The following is an 18,918-nucleotide window of genomic DNA, read 5'->3' as shown; positions in this document are numbered from 1 at the left end:
GTAGATTCTGAATCAAAATTACGACACAATACGTCCACAGCCCATGGGCTTTAGACCAACGGACGGGAAAACTCGGTGAATGAATGAAATGGGTAGGTGAACATGGTCCAAACTTAGACCGAGGTATCAACAGGTCATCTGGAAAACGGAAGAAGTCGAGGGATTGAAAGATCAGTTATAACAATTCAGCCAATGCGATAATCCCTTCTTCCAGATCTTTTTCAGAAAGAGAACCATAGCCTAGCCGGATACCGTGTATAGTTTCACCAAAACTATAGGCATCTGGTGTGATAATTTTTATTCCTTTATTTTTTAGTTTCGTATCAATCTGCTGCCAGTTCACTGGTTTTTCGGGTACGACCCAAAATGCCAGACCACCTTCGGGAATGGTAAATCTGGCTTTGTCTTTGAGGCGTTTTGTCAGGAGGCTGGTTGCGAAATCTCTTTTGGCTTTATAGTGATTTGTTGCCTTTCTGATATGTCGTTTTAATGTACCGTCTTTGATGAGCTGCAAGACAGCCTGTTCCATAATGTTGTCGCCCTGCACATCAATAATTTTACGCAGATCGCCTACTTGTTCAATCAAATCGCTATTGTTGCTGGCTAAATAACCGATACGCAGGGCAGGTGCGACAACTTTGCTCATTGTTCCAATGTAAACGTAATTTTTTAGCTCCGGGAAACTTGATAAAGGCAATATGGGGCGATACCCAAAATGAAATTCATTATCATAATCATCTTCTATGACCGTGAAACCATATTCGTTGGAAAGCCGTATCAGTTCCAGCCTTCTTTTTAGGCTCAATGTTACCGTAGTCGGGTATTGGCGGTGTGGCGTAACGTAAATAGCCTTTATCTTTTTACCGGATTTTAGATAATTCGTCACATCGGCCATCAGCAAACCATCTTTGTCCACATTTATCGGCAAGAGCCTCGCCCCTGCATGTTCAAATGCTTTCCAGGCTGGTTTATATCCGGGGTTTTCTATCATCACATAATCCCCTTCGGTAAACAGGCATTGAGCTGTGAGGTACATGGCCATTTGACTGCCCCGGGTGAGGCAAATATTTTGTTCACTGATCTGCATCCCTCTTTGGTGATTGAGCATTTGAACAATTGCCTTGCGAAACTCAAGATCACCATATTCATCGCCGTAACCCATCATCTGCCACTTTGCTTTTTGGTTGAAAATCTGCCGATAAGCCCTTGCCAGTTCCGTAACAGGAGCGATTTTACTGTTGGGGTGACCATCGTCAAACTGTAAATGATAATGCTTGTTTTCTGTGCTCTCTGCGTTCGCAATTATCTCCTTGTTATAATGCACGTCTTTAAAATCGGGCAATGTATCGGCAACAAATGTACCTTTCCTTTCTTTAGAAATCAGCCAGCCTTCAATCAGCAGAACATTAAGGGCTTCCACAACCGTATTCCGATTGACTTTTAATAGTTGTGCCAGATGTCTGCTTCCGGGCAAAACTTCGCCGGTCTTTAACCTTCCCGAATGGATATCTTTTATAAGGGCGTCGGCAATTTGCAGGTAAACGGCTTTGTCCGACCTTTCATCTAACTGTATTTCGAATTTCCAATCTCTTAACATCTGGACTATCTATTATTACAAAAACTGCATCATCATGCCAGTCCAAAGATACGATATTTTTGTAGTGCAATAGTGCAAAAGATCATTAAATAAATTCAATTATGGCAAAATTAGAAGCAGCTACAGCAGTAAAGAAATCAATTCATGAGGAACAAAAGCAATTCAGCTCTAAAGACTTTCATCAGACCTTTGCTAGACCAACCTATGTAAAGCCCTCACACGTCATTCACAAGAATGTTGAAAACGCTGGTGTGCACAACCAGTTTTCGGCAGAAAGAAAACACCCTGTATTCTTCGTTGACCTGCCGAGTAAAAATGTAAGTATGACCATCGGTGGTTTATTGCCGGGACAGAAAACACATCTGCATCGCCACACGTATGAAACTGTATTGTATGTGCTCGAAGGCAAAGGCTGGACAAAAGTTGAAGATGAAATTGTCGAATGGGAAGCAGGTGATGCTGTTTACATTCCGTCCTGGGCATGGCATCAGCACCAGAATTTGAGTGACAGCGAACCGGCCAAATATATCGCCTGCGAAAATGCTCCTCAACTCCAGAACCTTGGTGTAGCATTGCGTGAGGAAGAGGGCAGAGATTTTTAACTTTTAAAATAAGATCATAAAATGAATAATGTACCATTAAAAGGGGTAATAGCCTATCCAATTACACCGTTCGACAACAACGAGCAAATCAATATTCCTTTATTCAAAAAACAGGTAGAGCGCTTGGTGACAGCGGGTGTCCATGGTATCGCCCCTCTTGGAAGTACAGGCGTAATGCCTTACTTGAATGATTCCGAAAAAGAAGCTATAACCGAAGCAACAATGCAACAGGTAGCAGGTAGAATACCTACATTGGTGGGTGTTTCGAACCTTACGACGGAACGAACAGTCTACCACGCAAAATTCGCCGAAAAAGCAGGTGCATCCGCCATCATGATAATCCCGATGAGTTATTGGAAATTAACTGATGACGAAATTGTGAAACACTATGACGAAGTAGCGTCCAAAATTTCTATTCCAATTATGGCGTACAACAATCCGGCTACGGGCGGTGTGGATATGTCGCCTGCATTGTTGAAGCGTTTACTGGAAATTCCGAACGTAACGATGATAAAGGAGAGCACAGGTGATATCCAGCGGATGTATTACCTAAGAAAGGAATTAGGTGAAGACGTTGCTTTCTTTAACGGTTCCAACCCGCTGGCATTAGCCGCACTGTCCGCTGGTGCACGGGGCTGGTGTACAGCGGCGCCCAACCTGATACCTGAACTGAATTTAGCCCTCTACGATGCCATACAGCAAAACGATCTGGATAGAGCGAGAACTATATTCTACAAACAGGTTGATCTGTTGAAATTCATGGTGGCCAAGGGCTTGCCACGTTCCATTAAAGCGGGTCTTGATTTGCTGGAAATAGGAGGTGGAGGCCTTAAGAGCCCTATCAAACCACTCAGTGAACGTGAAATAGCGGAATTGGATGGCCTACTTTCGACCATAGAAAACGAAGTTTATCAAAGTTAAATCTCTAAAAACAAAGCAAAATGAAAAAAGCTGTTTTTTATCATGCAGGTTGTCCCGTCTGTGTAAGTGCAGAACAGGATATTCTAAGTTTCATTCCCGAAAATCAGGTTGAAGTAATCCATTTGGGAGAAGATAAAGCCAAAGTAAAGGAGGCAGAACAGGCAGGTGTGCAATCTGTTCCGGCATTAGTGTTACCCAATGGAAATGTATTACACATCAACTTCGGCGCTTCAATTGAAGATTTGAAGTAGTTCAATTTAAAACCCGAAAGCAATACAAACTTTCGGGTTTTATGCTTTTCTAAATAATTTATAACGAAATACAATGAGTCAAAAACAAGCAAGTAACTCCGCTGACACAAAGGATCAGCTACGCGACACTGTGAAAGTGACCCTGACTTTAAACGGGGTGACCACCCATATTTTATGGAACAGGCAGATACCGCTACTCGATGCCCTGTTAAATGCGGGTATACATGTACCGAATTCGTGCTGCAGAGGTGCCTGTGGCACGTGTATCTGTAAATTGGAAGAAGGAGAAGTACGGTTAAAGCGAAATTTTGTATTGTCCGAAACGCATCTCCAACAAGGACTGATACTGGCCTGTGTGGCCGCTCCAGTAAGTCAAAGCATTACGATAAACTACGATGAATTCTAACGTAATGCAATGACAGGTGTGCGGTCCAGCTATAGCAGCCTGGCCTACGGGCTTTAGACCAACACTACCGCGCTTTAAACAATTTAGGTACAAAAAGGGTAAGATAATCCCGCCAGTTGGCCCAAATGTGTCCGCCTTCACTTTCATGATATTCGTAAGGCATATTGAGCTGATCCAACGTGGCCCTATATTGTTTTATTTCGTTGTAAAGAAAATCGGTTTTGCCCATGGCAATCCAGTAAAGGTGATAACCGTTTTCTTTTTGGCGCGTCAGGCTTTCATTTAAATTTTGGTAAAACGCAGGGAGCTGTTCCGACCTTGGCATCACTGCGGCTGAGAACAAGCCCATATAGCCAAACGTATTGGGATAGTGTCTGGAAATATGGAGGGTATGAAAACCGCCCATGGAAAGTCCTGCAATGGCGGTGTAATCTTTCCCCTTTTTCACACGGTAATTACTGTTAATAAAATCCAACACATCTCCAAAACTCTTTTCCATTTGGCCGTCCATAGTGTGTGGCAGGGCCATCGTCGGTTTATAAAATCCTTTATCCGATTGTCCGGGTGCAGCTTGCTGAAAAACATTACCGTTGGTCATGACAACTATCATTGGCTCGGCTTTTCCTTGGGCAATGAGATTGTCCATGATTTGTGATGCTCTCCCTAGATCCATCCATGCTTCTTCATCTCCTCCCATGCCATGCAACAGATAGAGAACAGGGTAATCTTTTCCACTCGTTTCATATCCTGCAGGTGTATAAACCGTCATTCTTCTTTTCATTTTATTGCCGGGAGAGTCATACCAACGCTTGGCGACGGTACCGTGCGGCACGTTGTTTACCGAATAGTTGTCCGCCTTCCCACCGCCCACAATAAAGACGTTGAAAATGGAGCTTACATCCCGAATGAGGTATACGTTGTTGGGATCGGTAGTTTTAACGCCATCGATAATTACATTATAACTATACAACTCCGAAGGCAGCGGAGGGCTGGTCAGCGTCCAGATGCTATCTTTCCCTTTGGTCATCGTTTTGGGGATAATATTCCACCCTTCTCGGGGCATCCAGTCCCCGGAGAGCTCTACCTTTTGGGCATTGGGAGCAAAGACCCTAAATGTCACTGAGTTGTCTTTGTGGATTTCCGGTGAAATGATTTCTTGCGGATTAAAAAGCGCCTGCTGTGCCAAGAGTGGCAACTGAATCAAAAGAAATAAAACGATAAAAAGGTTTTTCATGCGTCGGAAGTTTTATGTGTTGAAATAGTAAACAAGTTCCTTTTTCTAAAATAATCATTTTTGTTCATTCTATTTCTTTTTTCCTCCTATTTAAATGTCCTTGGCTACCCGAACCCTTAGTATACCAAAAACAGCTTATTGATTGGTTGAAGATGAGATAAATCGGAATGAGAAGGTGAAGGTTTGAGTTACACAATAAACAAAAAATCCGCTAAATAATAGCGAATAATAAATGAACCCACGCGAATACTAAACGGCCAAAATCAAATCGTTTCTTGTCCTTATTTTCATACCAAATAATTAAAATATGCCCTCAGCGGTATATATGGTTAAACTAAAAACTTTAAAAAATGAAAAAATTAATGATGAGCTTGGTAGCGGTAGCTGCGCTAACCACTACAGCCTTTGCCGGTACAGAAGCAAAAGACACCAAAGAAAATGCTAATGCAAAAACAGCCACTTACGACCTGGCCAAAACCAAAGCGGAGGTTAAAGTTGCAGAAAAAAAGGAGTCCAAAGACATGCTAACAAAATGTGTTTACGTGCTACATGTTTACAATAGCAGCGGCCAGGTGGTAAACACCTATACATCGGAGACCTATGTAGAAAATTCATGCACAGGATTCTTCGGAACCTGCAAACTGATGTACAGACATATGCTTGCCAATAACGAGCTGTAGTCTGAGCAGTAAATGTTATTCGAATACAATTTTAAAAATTTAAGCGAGGCTCAGGCCTCGCTTTCTTCAATCCAACGATCATGTACAGATATTCTCTATTCTTTGTATTCTTATTGGCCATGACCGTTACGTATGGCCAAAAACTAAAAGCGGTGTACGAATACCTGCCATCACCTATGGCTACTTTTCGGGAGGAGGTTTATTTTCAGGACGGCGTGAAGACTGCTGTTCGCGATTCGCTGCCACTGCCCAAACCTCAAGCTGCCGACAACAGCGACGAGGATGAGCTGAGCGGCAGCATGTCCCTTACGCTGGATATGGGCAAAGTCTACCGGAACATCGTTATCCAAAAAAACAATGTACCTCAATTGCTCGAAACCTGCTCACTCAAAGGCAGCAACTACCTGATCAGCGATGAGTTTCCGCCCCTCGTCTGGAACACCAGCTATAAGGATGTAGATACCTTGGGCAAGCATATATGCCACAAAGCTACAGCCGCCTACCGTGGGACTACACTGGTCGCCTACTATACCAACGATATTCCGGTACCTGCTGGGCCTTACAAATTTGGTGGTCTGCCCGGCCTTATCGTCATGCTATACAACGAAGGGGCCAACCCCAATTATTGGCTACTCAAAGAAATTGAGTACCCCTACACTGGCGATGTGCCTGTCAACGAAAAATACATACAGTCGCTGCCCAAGCTCAGCCTGGAGAGCTACATAAAAAAAGTAGATCTTGAAACCGAAGAGCGAATGCGCATGATGATGAGCAAAATGCCTGTGATGGAAGGTGTAACCGTAGAACGCCAAAAAGTTCGTGGCAGTGTCGAGCAGGTATATGAGTGGGAAAAAAATTAAGCGTATTGCTGGTTGGCTTGGTCTATGCCTACTGCCCTTATTTGCAGGGGCACAGGTCAATATACATGGTAGGGTTACGGTCAAGGGTGAAGCGCTGCGTGGTGTGCGCATCGATCTGCGCCTTGCGGCAGATTCGCAGATGCTGGCCTACACCTTTAGCAACGCCGAGGGAAATTACCATCTGCAAACCGTGCAACGTGGAAAATTCATACTGCAGTTCAAAGCGCTTAGCTATGAGCCGCTTAGCCTGGCCATTGAACCCGTGCGAGCTGATACGCTTATCGATGTGCACATGCAGGCCGGTGGTGTGCAGCGCTTACAGGAAGTGCTTGTACATGCCAAGCAGCCCTACCGAAATGGCCGGGACACTATCGAACTAGCGGTAAAGTCTTTTTTGCAGGGTGATGAGCGCAACGTCGAAGACCTGCTACGCAAAATTCCCGGAATCAACGTGGGCAGCGATGGCAGCATCAAGATCGGCAACAAAGAGGTGGAAAAGGTCATGGTAGAGGGCGATGACTTTTTTGAAAAGGGCTACCGCCTGCTTACGCAAAATATGAGCGTGCAACCGCTGGAGAAAATTCAGGTACTGCAGCGCTATTCCAATAACAAACAACTGAAAGGCATCGAAAACTCCGATAAGGTCGCTCTTAATCTGCAACTGAAAGCGGATAGCAAAAGCCAATGGCTGGGCTCGGTTGGGCTGCAGGGCTCACCAATTGGTGCCAAATATTACCAGGCCAGCGCCAACCTCATGAATTTTGGCAAGCGCAACAAATATTACCTGCTGGCCAGCGCCAACAATAATGGCTACGATGCTGTAAGCAGCATCAACCACCTGATTCAGTCCGGCTCGGCCAACGAACCCGGTCAAATCGGTCAAGACGTAAGTACACCGACACTTATTGACAATACGCCCAACCTGCCAGGTTTCGACTATCGACGCACGAATTTCAACAATGACAAGCTCATCTCATTAAATACCATTTTGAATCCTACGTCGGCAATCAAAATCAAATGGCTGGGCTTTGCCAACCCCACAAAAAAGTCGTTTTATCGCAATACGGTGCAGGAGTACAATCTACCAGACATTCGGTTTACCACCACTGAAGACTATGCTTTTGCCCGTAAAATCGACAATTATTTCACCAAACTGGAACTGCAGTACGAACCCGCCACTCATACCACACTTAGCTACACCGGTACACTGGGCTCGCTGAACACCAATGAGGTGGGCAAGCTGCTTTTTAATAATACCGCCAGCCTAGAAACCACCAAAAACAAAGGCTACCTAACTAATCACAACCTGACGTTCAGCCGTAAACTGTCGCCACGCAAAGCCCTGGTCAGCTCGATACGTTTTATCAGCCAGCAGTCGCCGGTTGATTACAGCATCAATCCATACTATTATGAAGATCTTTTTGGTCCTGACCCAGTGAGTGAGGTGCAACAGCATATTGACAACAACCTGCGTTATCTGGGGGCGACCACACATTATGTAAGACGGCAACAGAATGGCGATTTCTTCGAGCTGGGATTGAGTTCAACCTATCAACAGCAGGAACTCAACAGCCAGTTGCGGCTACTCCCCAGCCCCGAAGCAGAGCAGAAGACGGTGGTGTACCCCCCGAAATTTGCCAACGATATGAGCCTACGTCTGTTTCAGACGAACCTTGTTTCGAAATACACGGTAAAGCGCCGCGCCTGGGAGGTGACGCCACGTTTGCAAGTGGGCGCGTTATACAGCAGGCTGATTAACTTTGAGGTTCAAAAACACAAAAACGACCTATTACTCTCGCCGGGCGTGTCAGGCAAATGGGCCGTGCACCGTAAGGGGCGACTGGAAGCCGATTTGTTTTTTCAGCAGCAGAACGCCAAACTCACCGACCTGATACCCAACTATTACACCACAGGTGTGCGCAATTTTATAAAGGGAATGGATAACTTAGCGACGCTGAGCAGTTCGGGTGGATCGCTCCTCTATACCTATGGCAATATGACCGACCGCTTTTTTGCCAACCTGCAAATCGGGCATCAGATCCTGTTGGACTATATTGGAACGGAAAGCGACCTTAACCCCAATTTTAACCTCGTGCAACAGCTTTTGCTGAAAAATAAAACGATGACTTCTGCGAAAGCGGAGCTGAACTATTTTCTGAAACCTTTCAACGGAAATGTACGCTTGGATATCGGCTTCAACACCGTGGATTATGAAAACTTGGTCGTCGGCCTGGGTCGCAGGCAAATCCGCACAGACCGTTACGACTGTGGGCTTTCGTTCAGAAGCTCCTGGAAATCCAGCTTCAACATATATACAGGGTATAGCTTGCAGACCAGCAGCTACCGCATGGAAGGTGTGACAAACAGCTTGACAAATAGACAGGCTTTTTTGAATCTCTTTTTGCGCTGTAACGACAATCTGCAGATCAGCCTCAAAAACGAATCTTATCGCTTTGGCGCCATGCCCGACCAAAAAAAACAAAGGTACTACTTTTCGGATTTTTCGCTGTTTTATGACCTCAAAAAATACCGGACCCGTTTTGATATAACGGCCAAAAATATCTTGAACACCCGTTCTTTCAGAAACACGCTGCTCACAGACATCTCGCGTTCCACCACGGAGTACAGGCTCCTGCCCCGGTACATAAGCTTTGGCGTAGATTATAATTTCTAAGGGCCTTTTCAACAAAAATAATAGCACATCGAAGGACTTCCAAAAAAAAGCATGCTTTGGTAAGCTAAAATGGGCGTGAGACCAATAAATAAATGTTATTTTTAACCATAGTAATCGCAGTGTTCAGAATGGGAACGAAACTGATAAACGAAAAGAATTACTCCCGCACTGAACACTAAACTTTTGGATAATTATGGATTTATCAAGGAGAGCACAAATCATTTTAGCTAAATTACAGGACCACAATACCAAGCTTGGCGATATACGGATCATTGCAAAAGATTTAAAAAAAGACCATGAGTTAGCCATGGAACTTTGGACGTCCGACTTCTTTTTTGCTCAGCAATTGGCCATCTTAATTATGGACAAGAAACGTCTAAGCGAAGATGTTATTGACAAACTGATCAACGACGTGAATCGACATAACGAGAAGGAGAAGCTCCAACTAATTGATTGGTTAATGGCCAACCAGCTCACCAAAGACAAAAAGACGATCGCTTTGATTGAACTGTGGAAAGACAGCCCCAATTCACTTAAAAGGCGAATTTATTGGTATTATCAGGCGCGCTTACGCTGGATGGGCAAACCACAACCAGGTAGTGAAATGTTGTTATCAACTATTGAAAAACAAATTGAAAATGAAGAGCCTCATGTACAATGGGCAATGAATTTTACAGCAGGCTGGATTGGCGTATACGAAAAAAACTATCGAAATCGCTGCATCGCTCTCGGAGAAAAAACAGGTTTGTATAAAGGTAAAATGGTGTCAAAAGGCTGCACCCCGGAATATTTACCCGAGTTTATCGCGATTGAAAGTAGCAAAAGGAATTTATAACCTTTTGACGTAAAAAGGCCACATCTCACGACGTGGCTTTACACTAAACTTATAAACATATGATTCACTAGTGGCCAGTCTTCGGCTGTGCTGACCGGCCACTAGTCGTTGTGTTCTATCTGTAACCGTTGATCGAACGCGATACCTTCCAACTATCACCTTCACGTACCAAAGTAACTAAGTCAGTCTTGGTGAAATTTTCAAATTTCATAATCACTTTAGCCACCATAAAATCAGTTGACTCTTCAATGATATCCGTACTCACTTTGCAGTTCAGTTTCTCTCCTTTTTGTCTTTTAAAGAATTTCACCATCGCATCACGGTGATGAGTAGTGGCGTTGGCTTTGTGCCTGAAATCTCCGATAAACAGCTGCTCAACACCTGCTGACTCACCTGCGGTAGTGACCGCAATATAGTGCTCAAGGGCAAAGTCTGCTGTGGACAGATTGACGTTTGCTTTAACTGATTTTGTACCGGGACCCTCAGCGGCCATAGCGAATGTGGATACTGCGATCAGGGCTGCTGCTGCGAATGTTTTTACTAGCGTTGTCATAATGTCTTTATTTTATTGTATTAGTACTATTCTTATTTGTTGATTCAAAACTACAACACAAACAGCCCCTGGCCCATGGGCTTTAGACCAACGGGCAGGAAAACTCGGTGAATGGACAGAATTGGTAGGTGAAGTTGAGTAATGTACTTATTTGGAGTTTTCGATGTATTTTGCAAGTAGAATATTTTACCTTTTCAAAGTAAAATCAGGAGCAATTTGGGGTGCTATATTATGCCATGCAGCGTTTAACCTGAGCATGATCTATTGTATATTTTATCTGTTGTGAAATAATTAGTGTATTGCTGACTTAAAAAAATGAAAAAAAATCATTTCGATAAAACTATTTCCAAACTGCAGCTGTTCTTACAATAGAATGAAGCAAATAGCTGCCTTTCGCAAGAAAGGACCGACATAAAAATTGGCGTCGTACAGTAAAAATCCAATAGTTTTTAAAAGCATTGGATGACGAAACATAAAAGAGGAAACGATAGGAAACAAACAAATTACTGTACAGAACAACGCTAAGAGAAAGGGTCTGATAAATATCAGGCCCTTTTGACGTAAAAAAGCCACGCCCTCACGACGTGGCTTTACACTAAACTTATAAACATATGATTCTTTCGCATGTTATTTATAGGAATGGATTGACTTGGACGCCTTCCAGCTTCCGTCTTCATAGACCAGCGTCACAAGGTCTGTCATACTGAAGTGTTCAAATGTCAGTACAATTTTCGCAATCATATAATCCGCCGATTTTTCCACGATCTTGATATTCACTTGGCAGTTCAGGATTTCTCCGTTTCGTTTTTTTAAAGACTTAACCAGGACATTACGTCCATAGGTCTGCACATGGGATGCTTGAATTGTCTGCTTAAAATCCACGGCAAACAACTGCTCCACGCCCGCAGATTCTCCCTTTGTTGTCACCGCGATATAATGGCCAAGTGCAAAGTCTGCAGTGGACAGATTAACGCTTACTTTCTCGGATTTAGTCTCGGGAACTCCGGCCATAACGAATGTGGATATGGTAATTAGCGTTGTAGCTGCTAATGTCTTTATAAGTGCTTTCATAACGATTTTATTTTATATTGTGTTAGTTTATTTAATCCTACTTGTTGATTCAAAGCTACAACACAAACAGCCCCTGGCCTATGGGCTTTAGACCAGCGGCAGAAAAAATCGGTGAACAGTAGGAATAGGTAGGTGAAGCGTTCCTGTTTTCGAGGGCAAATGAGATTCTAAACGGCCTTACCGCAAAAAATTCAAATATTTAAAAGGGACCATTCGGAAATAAATTACTAATTTTAAAATGGAGCGCCGATAGTGGTGGCAGATGAGGGTACCAATTATAAAGCCGAAAACAACTTTACCAGTTCTATCACCACGGATACCAAGGAAGAAGCCAATCGTAAAACTTAAAAATAGTACTGCTATGAAAACCGCAAAAAGAATTTTAATTGGTTTGGCAATCTTAATCGCCATTCCTCTCATCGTAGCTTTGTTTGTAAAGAAAGACTACGCAGTTCAACGTGAAGTTATTGTCAAAAAGCCTAAACAAGAGGTGTTTAATTACATTAAATTCTTAAGAAATCAAGACAATTACAGCAAGTGGAACAAGATAGACCCGACCATGAAAAAGACCTACAAAGGAACGGACGGAACGGTTGGTTTTGTATCACATTGGGAGAGCGACAAAAAAGAAGTGGGTTGGGGTGAACAAGAAATTAAGAAGATCATCGAAGGCGAACGTATTGACGTTGAGCTTCGTTTTATTAAACCATTTGAGGCAACAGAGCCTGCTTATATGACAACGACATCGGTAAACGGGGATCAGACAAAAGTTACTTGGGGGTTTAGCGGGCACATGAATTACCCGATGAATATAATGTTGCTGTTTATGGATATGGAAAAAATGATTGGCGGAGACCTAGAAACAGGGCTACGCGATTTGAAAACAATTTTGGAACAGCAATAAATCGTATGAAAGCAGTTGGCGAAACCGTAAAAGAAATTTTGGATAACATTCCACATGAAAGAGCCGACGCATTTAAACGATTGCATGAGGTGATCGTGGAAAATATGCCCACAGGCTTTGAAGCAGGTATCAGTTATGGTGGTTTGGGTTATGTTGTTCCACATTCTATTTATCCGGCAGGATATCATTGCAAGCCAAGTGAACCATTGCCTTTCGCAGGAATTGCTTCTCAGAAAAATTCGATCAACTTTTACCACATGGGTATTTACGCCATGCCACAACTTCTGCAATGGTTTGTGGGGGAATATCCCAAGCATTGCAAACAAAAGTTGGATATGGGGAAAAGTTGTATTCGCTTTAAAAAGACAGATGACATTCCTTATAAATTGATTGGCGAGCTCATGAAAAGGGTGAGTGTGAAGGAGTGGATCGATACTTATGAACGGACTTATAAAAGATAAGAAGCGCACCGCTTACAACATCGGAAGGTGACGGATACAAAGGATGGAATAAGCGCCACAGCTGTGTTCAACGGAAAGCGCTAAGAGAAAGGTTCTGATGGACATCAGGCCCTTTTGACGTAAAAAACCACGTCTCACGACGTGGCCATTAAACCAAACTTATAACATATGATACACTATTGACCAGTTCTTGGCAGGAGCGAACTGACCATAAATAACTACTTGTAAGCGTGTACCGAATTCGACACCTTCCAGCTATCGCCTTCGCGTACCAAAGTCACCAGGTCGGTCTTGGTGAAGTCCTCGAAATTCAATGTCACTTTAGCAATCATATAGTCTGCTGTCTCTTCGATAATATCGGTACTCACTTTACAGTTCAGCTTCACTCCTTTTTGTTTTTTAAAGAATTTAACGACGGCATTGCGGCTGTTGGTTGTTGCATTAGACTTCTGGCTAAAATCTGCGGCAAACAACTGCTCTACGCCTGCAGACTCCCCTGCAGTAGTGACCGCAACATAGTGGTCAAGCGCAAAGTCTGCTGTAGATAGATTGACATCTGCTTTTGTATTTTTGGAACCGGGGTCTTCAGCGGCCATAGTGAATGTAGATACGACGATTAAGGCTGCTGTTGCGAATGTTTTTACTAGAGTTTTCATAATTTCTTTATTTTTTGTTAGTTGTTTTCATCTAAATAATTTGTTCCTTATCGGTGATGAATCTATCATGACCATCTCTATCTATGCTCATGATGGTTGTTCTTATTTGTTGATCCAAAACTACTATTCAATAGGCATCTGGTCCATGGGCTTTAGGTCAATGAACCGAAAAACTCGGTGAATGACCGAAATAAACAGATGATAAAGAATATAGTATGCATCTTATCAGCTGCGTGCCAAACATTATACCAGTTGGCAGAATGAGCTCATTATAGGACTCCATTCGCTTTAAAGGCCTATTCGGTACCGTTATTTAAAATATGGGGGTGTGCGCATGCGGACAATTTTAAAACATGTTGTTCGCGTTCGAACACTGTATCAGCAATAACACGATATAAAAGAAATGCTCAAAAGGATTAGCATAAAAATTGGCGTCGTACAGTAAATCCAATAGTCTTTAAAACTTTGGATGACGAAACATGAAAGAGGGAACGCAATAAAGACTCTCAAAAAAATTTTTCTATCGACCCCTACCAAATCTAAAATCACGTCTATTACAAGGTATGATAGAAGATGATTTTTTAATACTCGTTCAAAAGTTAAACGATAATTCGATCAGTAAGGATGAACTGATCTCACTGGAGGCCATACTCCGTGACAGGAGAAATTCACAAGATCTCTTACTGAGAGTACATAAATTATTCGATGAACTTACTAACGACAATATTAACTTGCCTGATAATCCCAATAAGGATAAAATAAAAGATCAATTATTGGCGTCCATCGCAACGGAAACAAAAGGTAAATCTAAAAGTTCACGATGGACAAAGAGCATAGTCAAGGTGGCAGCAATGGCACTCATAGCTCTTCTTTCTGTACTATACTTCTATACATCGTTAAGAAAAAGTAATACAGAGATACAATGGACGACAATACGGACCAATTATGGTGAACGCAAAAAAGTGAGGTTAAGTGATTCAACGACCGTCATTCTAAATGGGAACAGTACGTTGACATATCCCCTCGAATATGCAAGCAATATAAGGGTTGTACGACTTAAGGGCGAAGCTTTTTTTGAGGTCAGTAACAATCCTGCTAAACCATTTTTTGTGATCGCAAGAAACTTCACAACACAAGTGGTCGGCACAGCCTTTAATATCGATAGTGATATAGAGCGTTTGGTGGAAGTCAATTCTGGTAAAGTAAATGTATACCGTATAGATGAAAATGATCTTATTCATGTATTAGCGAACCCAACTAATGAGCCACAATCGGGGATGCAGCGACTTTTTGGAAAAATAAAATCCAGTCTTTCCCTTTCTGCTGGAGACAAAGGTCAACTGGAAAGCAACGATTGGCATAAGTCACCTATAATGGAAAAACTAATCAGTTCGGATAGCAAGATCACGCTGATAAAGGGTGAGCGTGCAAAACTTACAGCGATCAACAAATGGGATAAAGCCACACATAATAACATGATGTGGTTTAACAATGAAACTGTTCATATCAATGAACCGCTGATCCAAATCGCCCAAAAGGTCTATCGCATCTATGGTGATTCCATCGCTGTAGATCCGTCGCTTGCTGACACCAAAATTTCGATAACATTCAAGAATAAAGATAAGTTACAGGTAATAAAAACTTTAGCGGAGCTGAGCAACGCTAATTTGACATTCGATAAGAATAAAAAGATATGGAATATTAAAGCTACCAATTAAAAAATTAAGCCAGAACTGCTAGGCAATTCTGGCAAATGATCTAGATGCTATCAAATGGCCTGAGAAACTACTGATATCATCTCATCCTTAACAAAGTATTAACCTTATTAATTATTGCAAAGATGCAAAAAAAAAGACATTGTTGTCAAAATCATAACCTTAAACAGTTTATGCGTATCTCTACTGTATTATCAGGATTTTTAATGACATCAGCTATCGTTTGTGCGAGCACAAAGAGCTATGGACAAAAAGAGTTGAATAATGCTGTTTCCGTAAATTTCAAGAACATCAGCCTTCAAGAAGCGCTCGAACAACTTCAGACCAAATATCATATCCCTTTAGCGTATAACAATCAGGACAGCTTTTTGAAAGTCAAAATAAATTATAGAGGTGCGAAGCCCGCTAAGCAGGTCTTAAAAGAAATACTCGAACCTTACCACCTTACCTATGAAGTAAGACATGACTTTGTAAGAATCTTGAAAACAACAAGTCCGGCTGCCGCAATTAATTACGTTCAGAAAGATATTATAGGCACAGTAACAAATACCAAAGGTGAGACATTGGCTGGTGTTTCCATCACTTTGAAAGACAAACCCAATGTAGGAACTACGACCGATATCCATGGCAAATTTATCCTGGCTGCGCCAACCGGCAGTGTGCTGGTCTTCCAAAGCATGGGCTACAAAAAAATTGAGATTACAGTCAATGGCCAGGGTCCACTACAAGTTAGCCTCGAACCTACGGAGGCCGGATTGGATGAAGTGGTGGTCGTGGGATTCGGAACACAGAAAAAAATATCAGTCGTGGGGGCCCAGTCTACCGTGACGGCAAAGGATCTTCAGGTGCCTGTCGCCAACCTAACAAATGCATTGGCGGGAAGAATCGCCGGTGTAGTTTCTGTACAAAGAACCGGGGAGCCGGGGTTTGATGATTCCAGCATCTGGATTCGGGGGATTTCCACTTTCAGCCAAGGTTTAAGCGAACCGCTGGTACTCGTGGATGGTACGCCTCGAAAAATGTCTAATGTAGATCCGGAAGATATTGAAAGCTTCACCGTTTTAAAAGATGCAGCCGCAACTGCAGTGTATGGTGTCCGCGGAGCGAATGGCGTGGTGATTATAAAAACGAAATCAGGAATTCCTGGAAAACCTAAGTTCAATGTTCGTTATTATGAAGGCCTCACTCAAATGACCAAATTACCAGAGTTTGCAGATGGTATCACCTATATGCAAATGTCTAACGAAGCCTTGACGAATCGAGGCGCTGCACCAATATACAGTGAAGAAAAAATCCAGAAAACGGCTAGCGGTGAGGATCCTTACCTATACCCCAACGTCGACTGGATGGGCGCACTATTTAACAAATTTGGTCATCAGCGCCGGGGAAACATGAACATAAGCGGAGGCTCTGATATGTCTAATTATTATGTTGGTGTCAGCTATTTTGACGAAGTGGGACTTTATAAACAAGATAAATCGGTGAACTATAATCAGCAGGTAGGCTATAAACGATATAATTTAACCTCCAACTTAACTGTAAAACCATCCACACTTACCAAAATTGAATTGGGGGTCCAAGGCTATCTTGCAAATGCAAACTATCCAGCTTCAAGCCAAGGCACTATATTCGAAAACGCATGGTTGATGACTCCAGTGATTCACCCGGTCATGTTTGAAAATGGTACTGTGCCTGATCAACGGGCAGGCTCCTTAATGAACCCTTATGCTCATCTCACTCAAACCGGTTATGCCAACCAATGGCGCAACCAGCTATTCTCCAACTTGCGTGCTACGCAAGAGCTCCCGTTTATAACAAAAGGATTATCCGCGACGGCAATGTTCTCATTTGATGTCTACAACTATACGAGTATGAGACGAACTAAACGTCCAGACTCTTTTTTGGCAACAGGAAGGGATGAAAATGGTGTCATGCAATACGATCAGACCTATGTTGGAGAACGCTTTTTGAGCTTTTCGAGAAACAGTGAGGGAGAAAGAACAATATACTTGGAGGGCGCTCTAAACTATAAGCGTGATTTTGGCAAGCACTCAACCTCTGCCATGGTACTATACAACAAAAGCGACAGATTAAACTCGCAAGCAAGTACGCTTATCACCTCCCTCCCGTATCGGTTTTTGGGCGTATCAGGACGTACAACATATAGTTATGACAACCGTTACTTTATGGAAGCGAATTTTGGCTACAACGGTTCGGAAAACTTTGCCCCTAATAATCGATTTGGATTCTTCCCCTCATTTGGACTTGCGTGGGTACTGAGTGAAGAGAAATTTTTCTCGACATTGAAAGATAACATCTCACTCGCTAAAATACGGTTCTCACATGGCAAGGTAGGCAATAGTAAAATCTTAATATCCAATGATGAGCTTCGCTTTGCTTATATTTCTACCATTAAAGATGACGCTGGAGGGTATAATTTCGGAAAAAATAGCCAGACAAAATTTGACAAAGGTGTAAATATAGGCGAGTACGGCGTCAACGTTACCTGGGAGACCTCCATCAAAAGCAACTTGGGTCTAGATCTCCAAACAAAAAACAATGAGGTGAATCTTCAGCTCGACTTTTTCAAAGAGCGTAGAAGTGGTATATTCCTCAGACGGGGCAATGTACCTAGTTATGTAGGGCTGCAATCTGCACCGTCAGGAAACTTAGGAATAATCGATAATAAGGGAATTGATGGATCATTGACATGGAATAAAAGGTTTGGTGATTTTAGTTTTCAACTACTTGGCAATATTACTTATAACAGAAATAAGGTTATTGAAAATGATCAGCCCAATCCTTTATATCCTTGGCAAGATGATCGGGGCAGAAAACTGGGATTGAGAAAAGGATATATCGCGCTGGGTTTATTTGAGTCTGATGACGATATCAATAATGGTCCATTGCACCCGGGGCTTGTAAAGCCGGGAGACATCAAATTCCAGGATGTGAATGGTGATGGTAAAATAGATGATTTTGACAAGGTGCCTATCGGCTACGGAACAATCCCTGAATTAGTGTATGGACTTGGTTTTTCATTTACTTACAAAAACTGGTCCTTGTCGACTTTGTTCCAAGGTGTAGGAAATGTCGATGTCATGATGACTGGAGAAGGTTTAAACCCGTTTTCTGTATCAATGAGCCGTGGAAACTTACTGAGTAACATCGAAGATCGATGGACCATTGATAATCCCCGCCAAGATGCTTTTTATCCTCGACTGTCAGACGGAAGTCCCAACAGTAACTTCGTACCAAGTACCTGGTGGCTCAAAAACGGTCGATATGTACGTTTGAAAGATGTACAATTAAGTTATCAGCTTCCCAAACATGTCGTTAAACATGCCAAACTGGATGCCGCCAGTATCTTTTTTTCGGGATACAATCTGTTCACCTGGAGCCCTTTCAAATTCTGGGATGTGGAACTCGGTGACGGAAAAGGGTCTAAATACCCGAATATCAAAACTTATTCCTTGGGCCTAAATATCAACTTCTAAT

The 18,918-nt window shown here is 42.6% G+C and carries 17 protein-coding genes; 12 read left to right on the top strand and 5 right to left on the bottom strand.

What is annotated here, in order from left to right:
• Positions 1-175: 175 nt before the first annotated feature.
• Positions 176-1,597, bottom strand: a complete 1,422-nt coding sequence (locus K7A41_RS17790) for a PLP-dependent aminotransferase family protein (RefSeq protein ID WP_265714753.1) — start codon at positions 1,595-1,597, stop codon at positions 176-178.
• Positions 1,598-1,698: 101 nt separating this feature from the next.
• On the opposite strand from K7A41_RS17790, the gene K7A41_RS17785 reads away from it, so the two are divergent.
• The 4 genes from K7A41_RS17785 (at position 1,699) to K7A41_RS17770 (ending at position 3,777) form a co-directional block, all read left to right on the top strand.
• Entirely contained in the window at positions 1,699-2,199 is a 501-nt protein-coding gene (locus tag K7A41_RS17785) for a cupin domain-containing protein (RefSeq protein WP_265714752.1), read from the top strand.
• Positions 2,200-2,220: 21 nt separating this feature from the next.
• Positions 2,221-3,120, top strand: a complete 900-nt coding sequence (locus K7A41_RS17780) for a dihydrodipicolinate synthase family protein (protein WP_265714751.1) — start codon at positions 2,221-2,223, stop codon at positions 3,118-3,120.
• A gap of 20 nt (positions 3,121-3,140) precedes the next feature.
• Positions 3,141-3,371, top strand: coding sequence for a thioredoxin family protein (locus tag K7A41_RS17775; protein WP_265714750.1), 231 nt, complete (start codon positions 3,141-3,143; stop codon positions 3,369-3,371).
• Between the two features lie 73 nt (positions 3,372-3,444).
• Complete coding sequence (locus K7A41_RS17770; RefSeq protein ID WP_265714749.1) at positions 3,445-3,777, top strand: 2Fe-2S iron-sulfur cluster-binding protein; 333 nt, start codon at positions 3,445-3,447, stop codon at positions 3,775-3,777.
• A gap of 64 nt (positions 3,778-3,841) precedes the next feature.
• On the opposite strand, the gene K7A41_RS17765 is transcribed toward K7A41_RS17770, so the two are convergent.
• Entirely contained in the window at positions 3,842-5,011 is a 1,170-nt protein-coding gene (locus K7A41_RS17765; RefSeq protein WP_265714748.1) for an esterase, read from the bottom strand.
• Between the two features lie 350 nt (positions 5,012-5,361).
• Between K7A41_RS17765 and K7A41_RS17760 the strand changes: the two genes are divergently transcribed.
• From K7A41_RS17760 to K7A41_RS17745, 4 genes are all read left to right on the top strand, one after another.
• Positions 5,362-5,691 (top strand): hypothetical protein, encoded by a 330-nt coding sequence (locus tag K7A41_RS17760; RefSeq protein WP_028072213.1) that lies wholly within the window; start codon positions 5,362-5,364, stop codon positions 5,689-5,691.
• An 80-nt stretch (positions 5,692-5,771) separates the two neighbouring features.
• The gene (locus tag K7A41_RS17755; protein WP_265714747.1) at positions 5,772-6,551 is read left to right on the top strand and encodes a GLPGLI family protein; all 780 of its coding nucleotides are present in this window, start codon (positions 5,772-5,774) and stop codon (positions 6,549-6,551) included.
• Positions 6,532-9,225, top strand: a complete 2,694-nt coding sequence (locus K7A41_RS17750; protein WP_265714746.1) for a hypothetical protein — start codon at positions 6,532-6,534, stop codon at positions 9,223-9,225. The genes K7A41_RS17755 and K7A41_RS17750 overlap by 20 nt, the downstream gene beginning before the upstream one ends.
• A gap of 193 nt (positions 9,226-9,418) precedes the next feature.
• The gene (locus K7A41_RS17745) at positions 9,419-10,060 is read left to right on the top strand and encodes a DNA alkylation repair protein (protein WP_265714745.1); all 642 of its coding nucleotides are present in this window, start codon (positions 9,419-9,421) and stop codon (positions 10,058-10,060) included.
• A gap of 115 nt (positions 10,061-10,175) precedes the next feature.
• On the opposite strand, the gene K7A41_RS17740 is transcribed toward K7A41_RS17745, so the two are convergent.
• Positions 10,176-10,613: a nuclear transport factor 2 family protein gene (locus K7A41_RS17740; RefSeq protein WP_265714744.1), complete on the bottom strand. Its 438-nt coding sequence runs from the start codon at positions 10,611-10,613 to the stop codon at positions 10,176-10,178.
• A 627-nt stretch (positions 10,614-11,240) separates the two neighbouring features.
• Positions 11,241-11,684: a nuclear transport factor 2 family protein gene (locus K7A41_RS17735; protein ID WP_265714743.1), complete on the bottom strand. Its 444-nt coding sequence runs from the start codon at positions 11,682-11,684 to the stop codon at positions 11,241-11,243.
• A 361-nt stretch (positions 11,685-12,045) separates the two neighbouring features.
• Between K7A41_RS17735 and K7A41_RS17730 the strand changes: the two genes are divergently transcribed.
• Positions 12,046-12,588: an SRPBCC family protein gene (locus K7A41_RS17730; RefSeq protein WP_265714742.1), complete on the top strand. Its 543-nt coding sequence runs from the start codon at positions 12,046-12,048 to the stop codon at positions 12,586-12,588.
• 5 nt (positions 12,589-12,593) lie between these two features.
• Positions 12,594-13,049, top strand: coding sequence for a DUF1801 domain-containing protein (locus tag K7A41_RS17725; protein ID WP_265714741.1), 456 nt, complete (start codon positions 12,594-12,596; stop codon positions 13,047-13,049).
• 218 nt (positions 13,050-13,267) lie between these two features.
• On the opposite strand, the gene K7A41_RS17720 is transcribed toward K7A41_RS17725, so the two are convergent.
• Positions 13,268-13,705 (bottom strand): nuclear transport factor 2 family protein, encoded by a 438-nt coding sequence (locus K7A41_RS17720; protein ID WP_265714740.1) that lies wholly within the window; start codon positions 13,703-13,705, stop codon positions 13,268-13,270.
• A gap of 563 nt (positions 13,706-14,268) precedes the next feature.
• Here K7A41_RS17720 and K7A41_RS17715 point away from each other — a divergent pair.
• Together K7A41_RS17715 and K7A41_RS17710 are read left to right on the top strand one after the other, a co-directional pair.
• The gene (locus K7A41_RS17715) at positions 14,269-15,423 is read left to right on the top strand and encodes a FecR family protein (RefSeq protein ID WP_265714739.1); all 1,155 of its coding nucleotides are present in this window, start codon (positions 14,269-14,271) and stop codon (positions 15,421-15,423) included.
• Between the two features lie 122 nt (positions 15,424-15,545).
• A complete protein-coding gene (locus tag K7A41_RS17710; RefSeq protein ID WP_265714738.1) occupies positions 15,546-18,917 on the top strand; it encodes a SusC/RagA family TonB-linked outer membrane protein in 3,372 nt (1,123 codons plus the stop codon).
• Position 18,918 lies beyond the last annotated feature (1 nt).

Source organism: Sphingobacterium sp. InxBP1, from assembly GCF_026191775.1.
GTDB classification, from domain to species: domain Bacteria; phylum Bacteroidota; class Bacteroidia; order Sphingobacteriales; family Sphingobacteriaceae; genus Sphingobacterium; species Sphingobacterium thalpophilum.
This window is presented reverse-complemented; position numbering and strand designations above follow the sequence as displayed.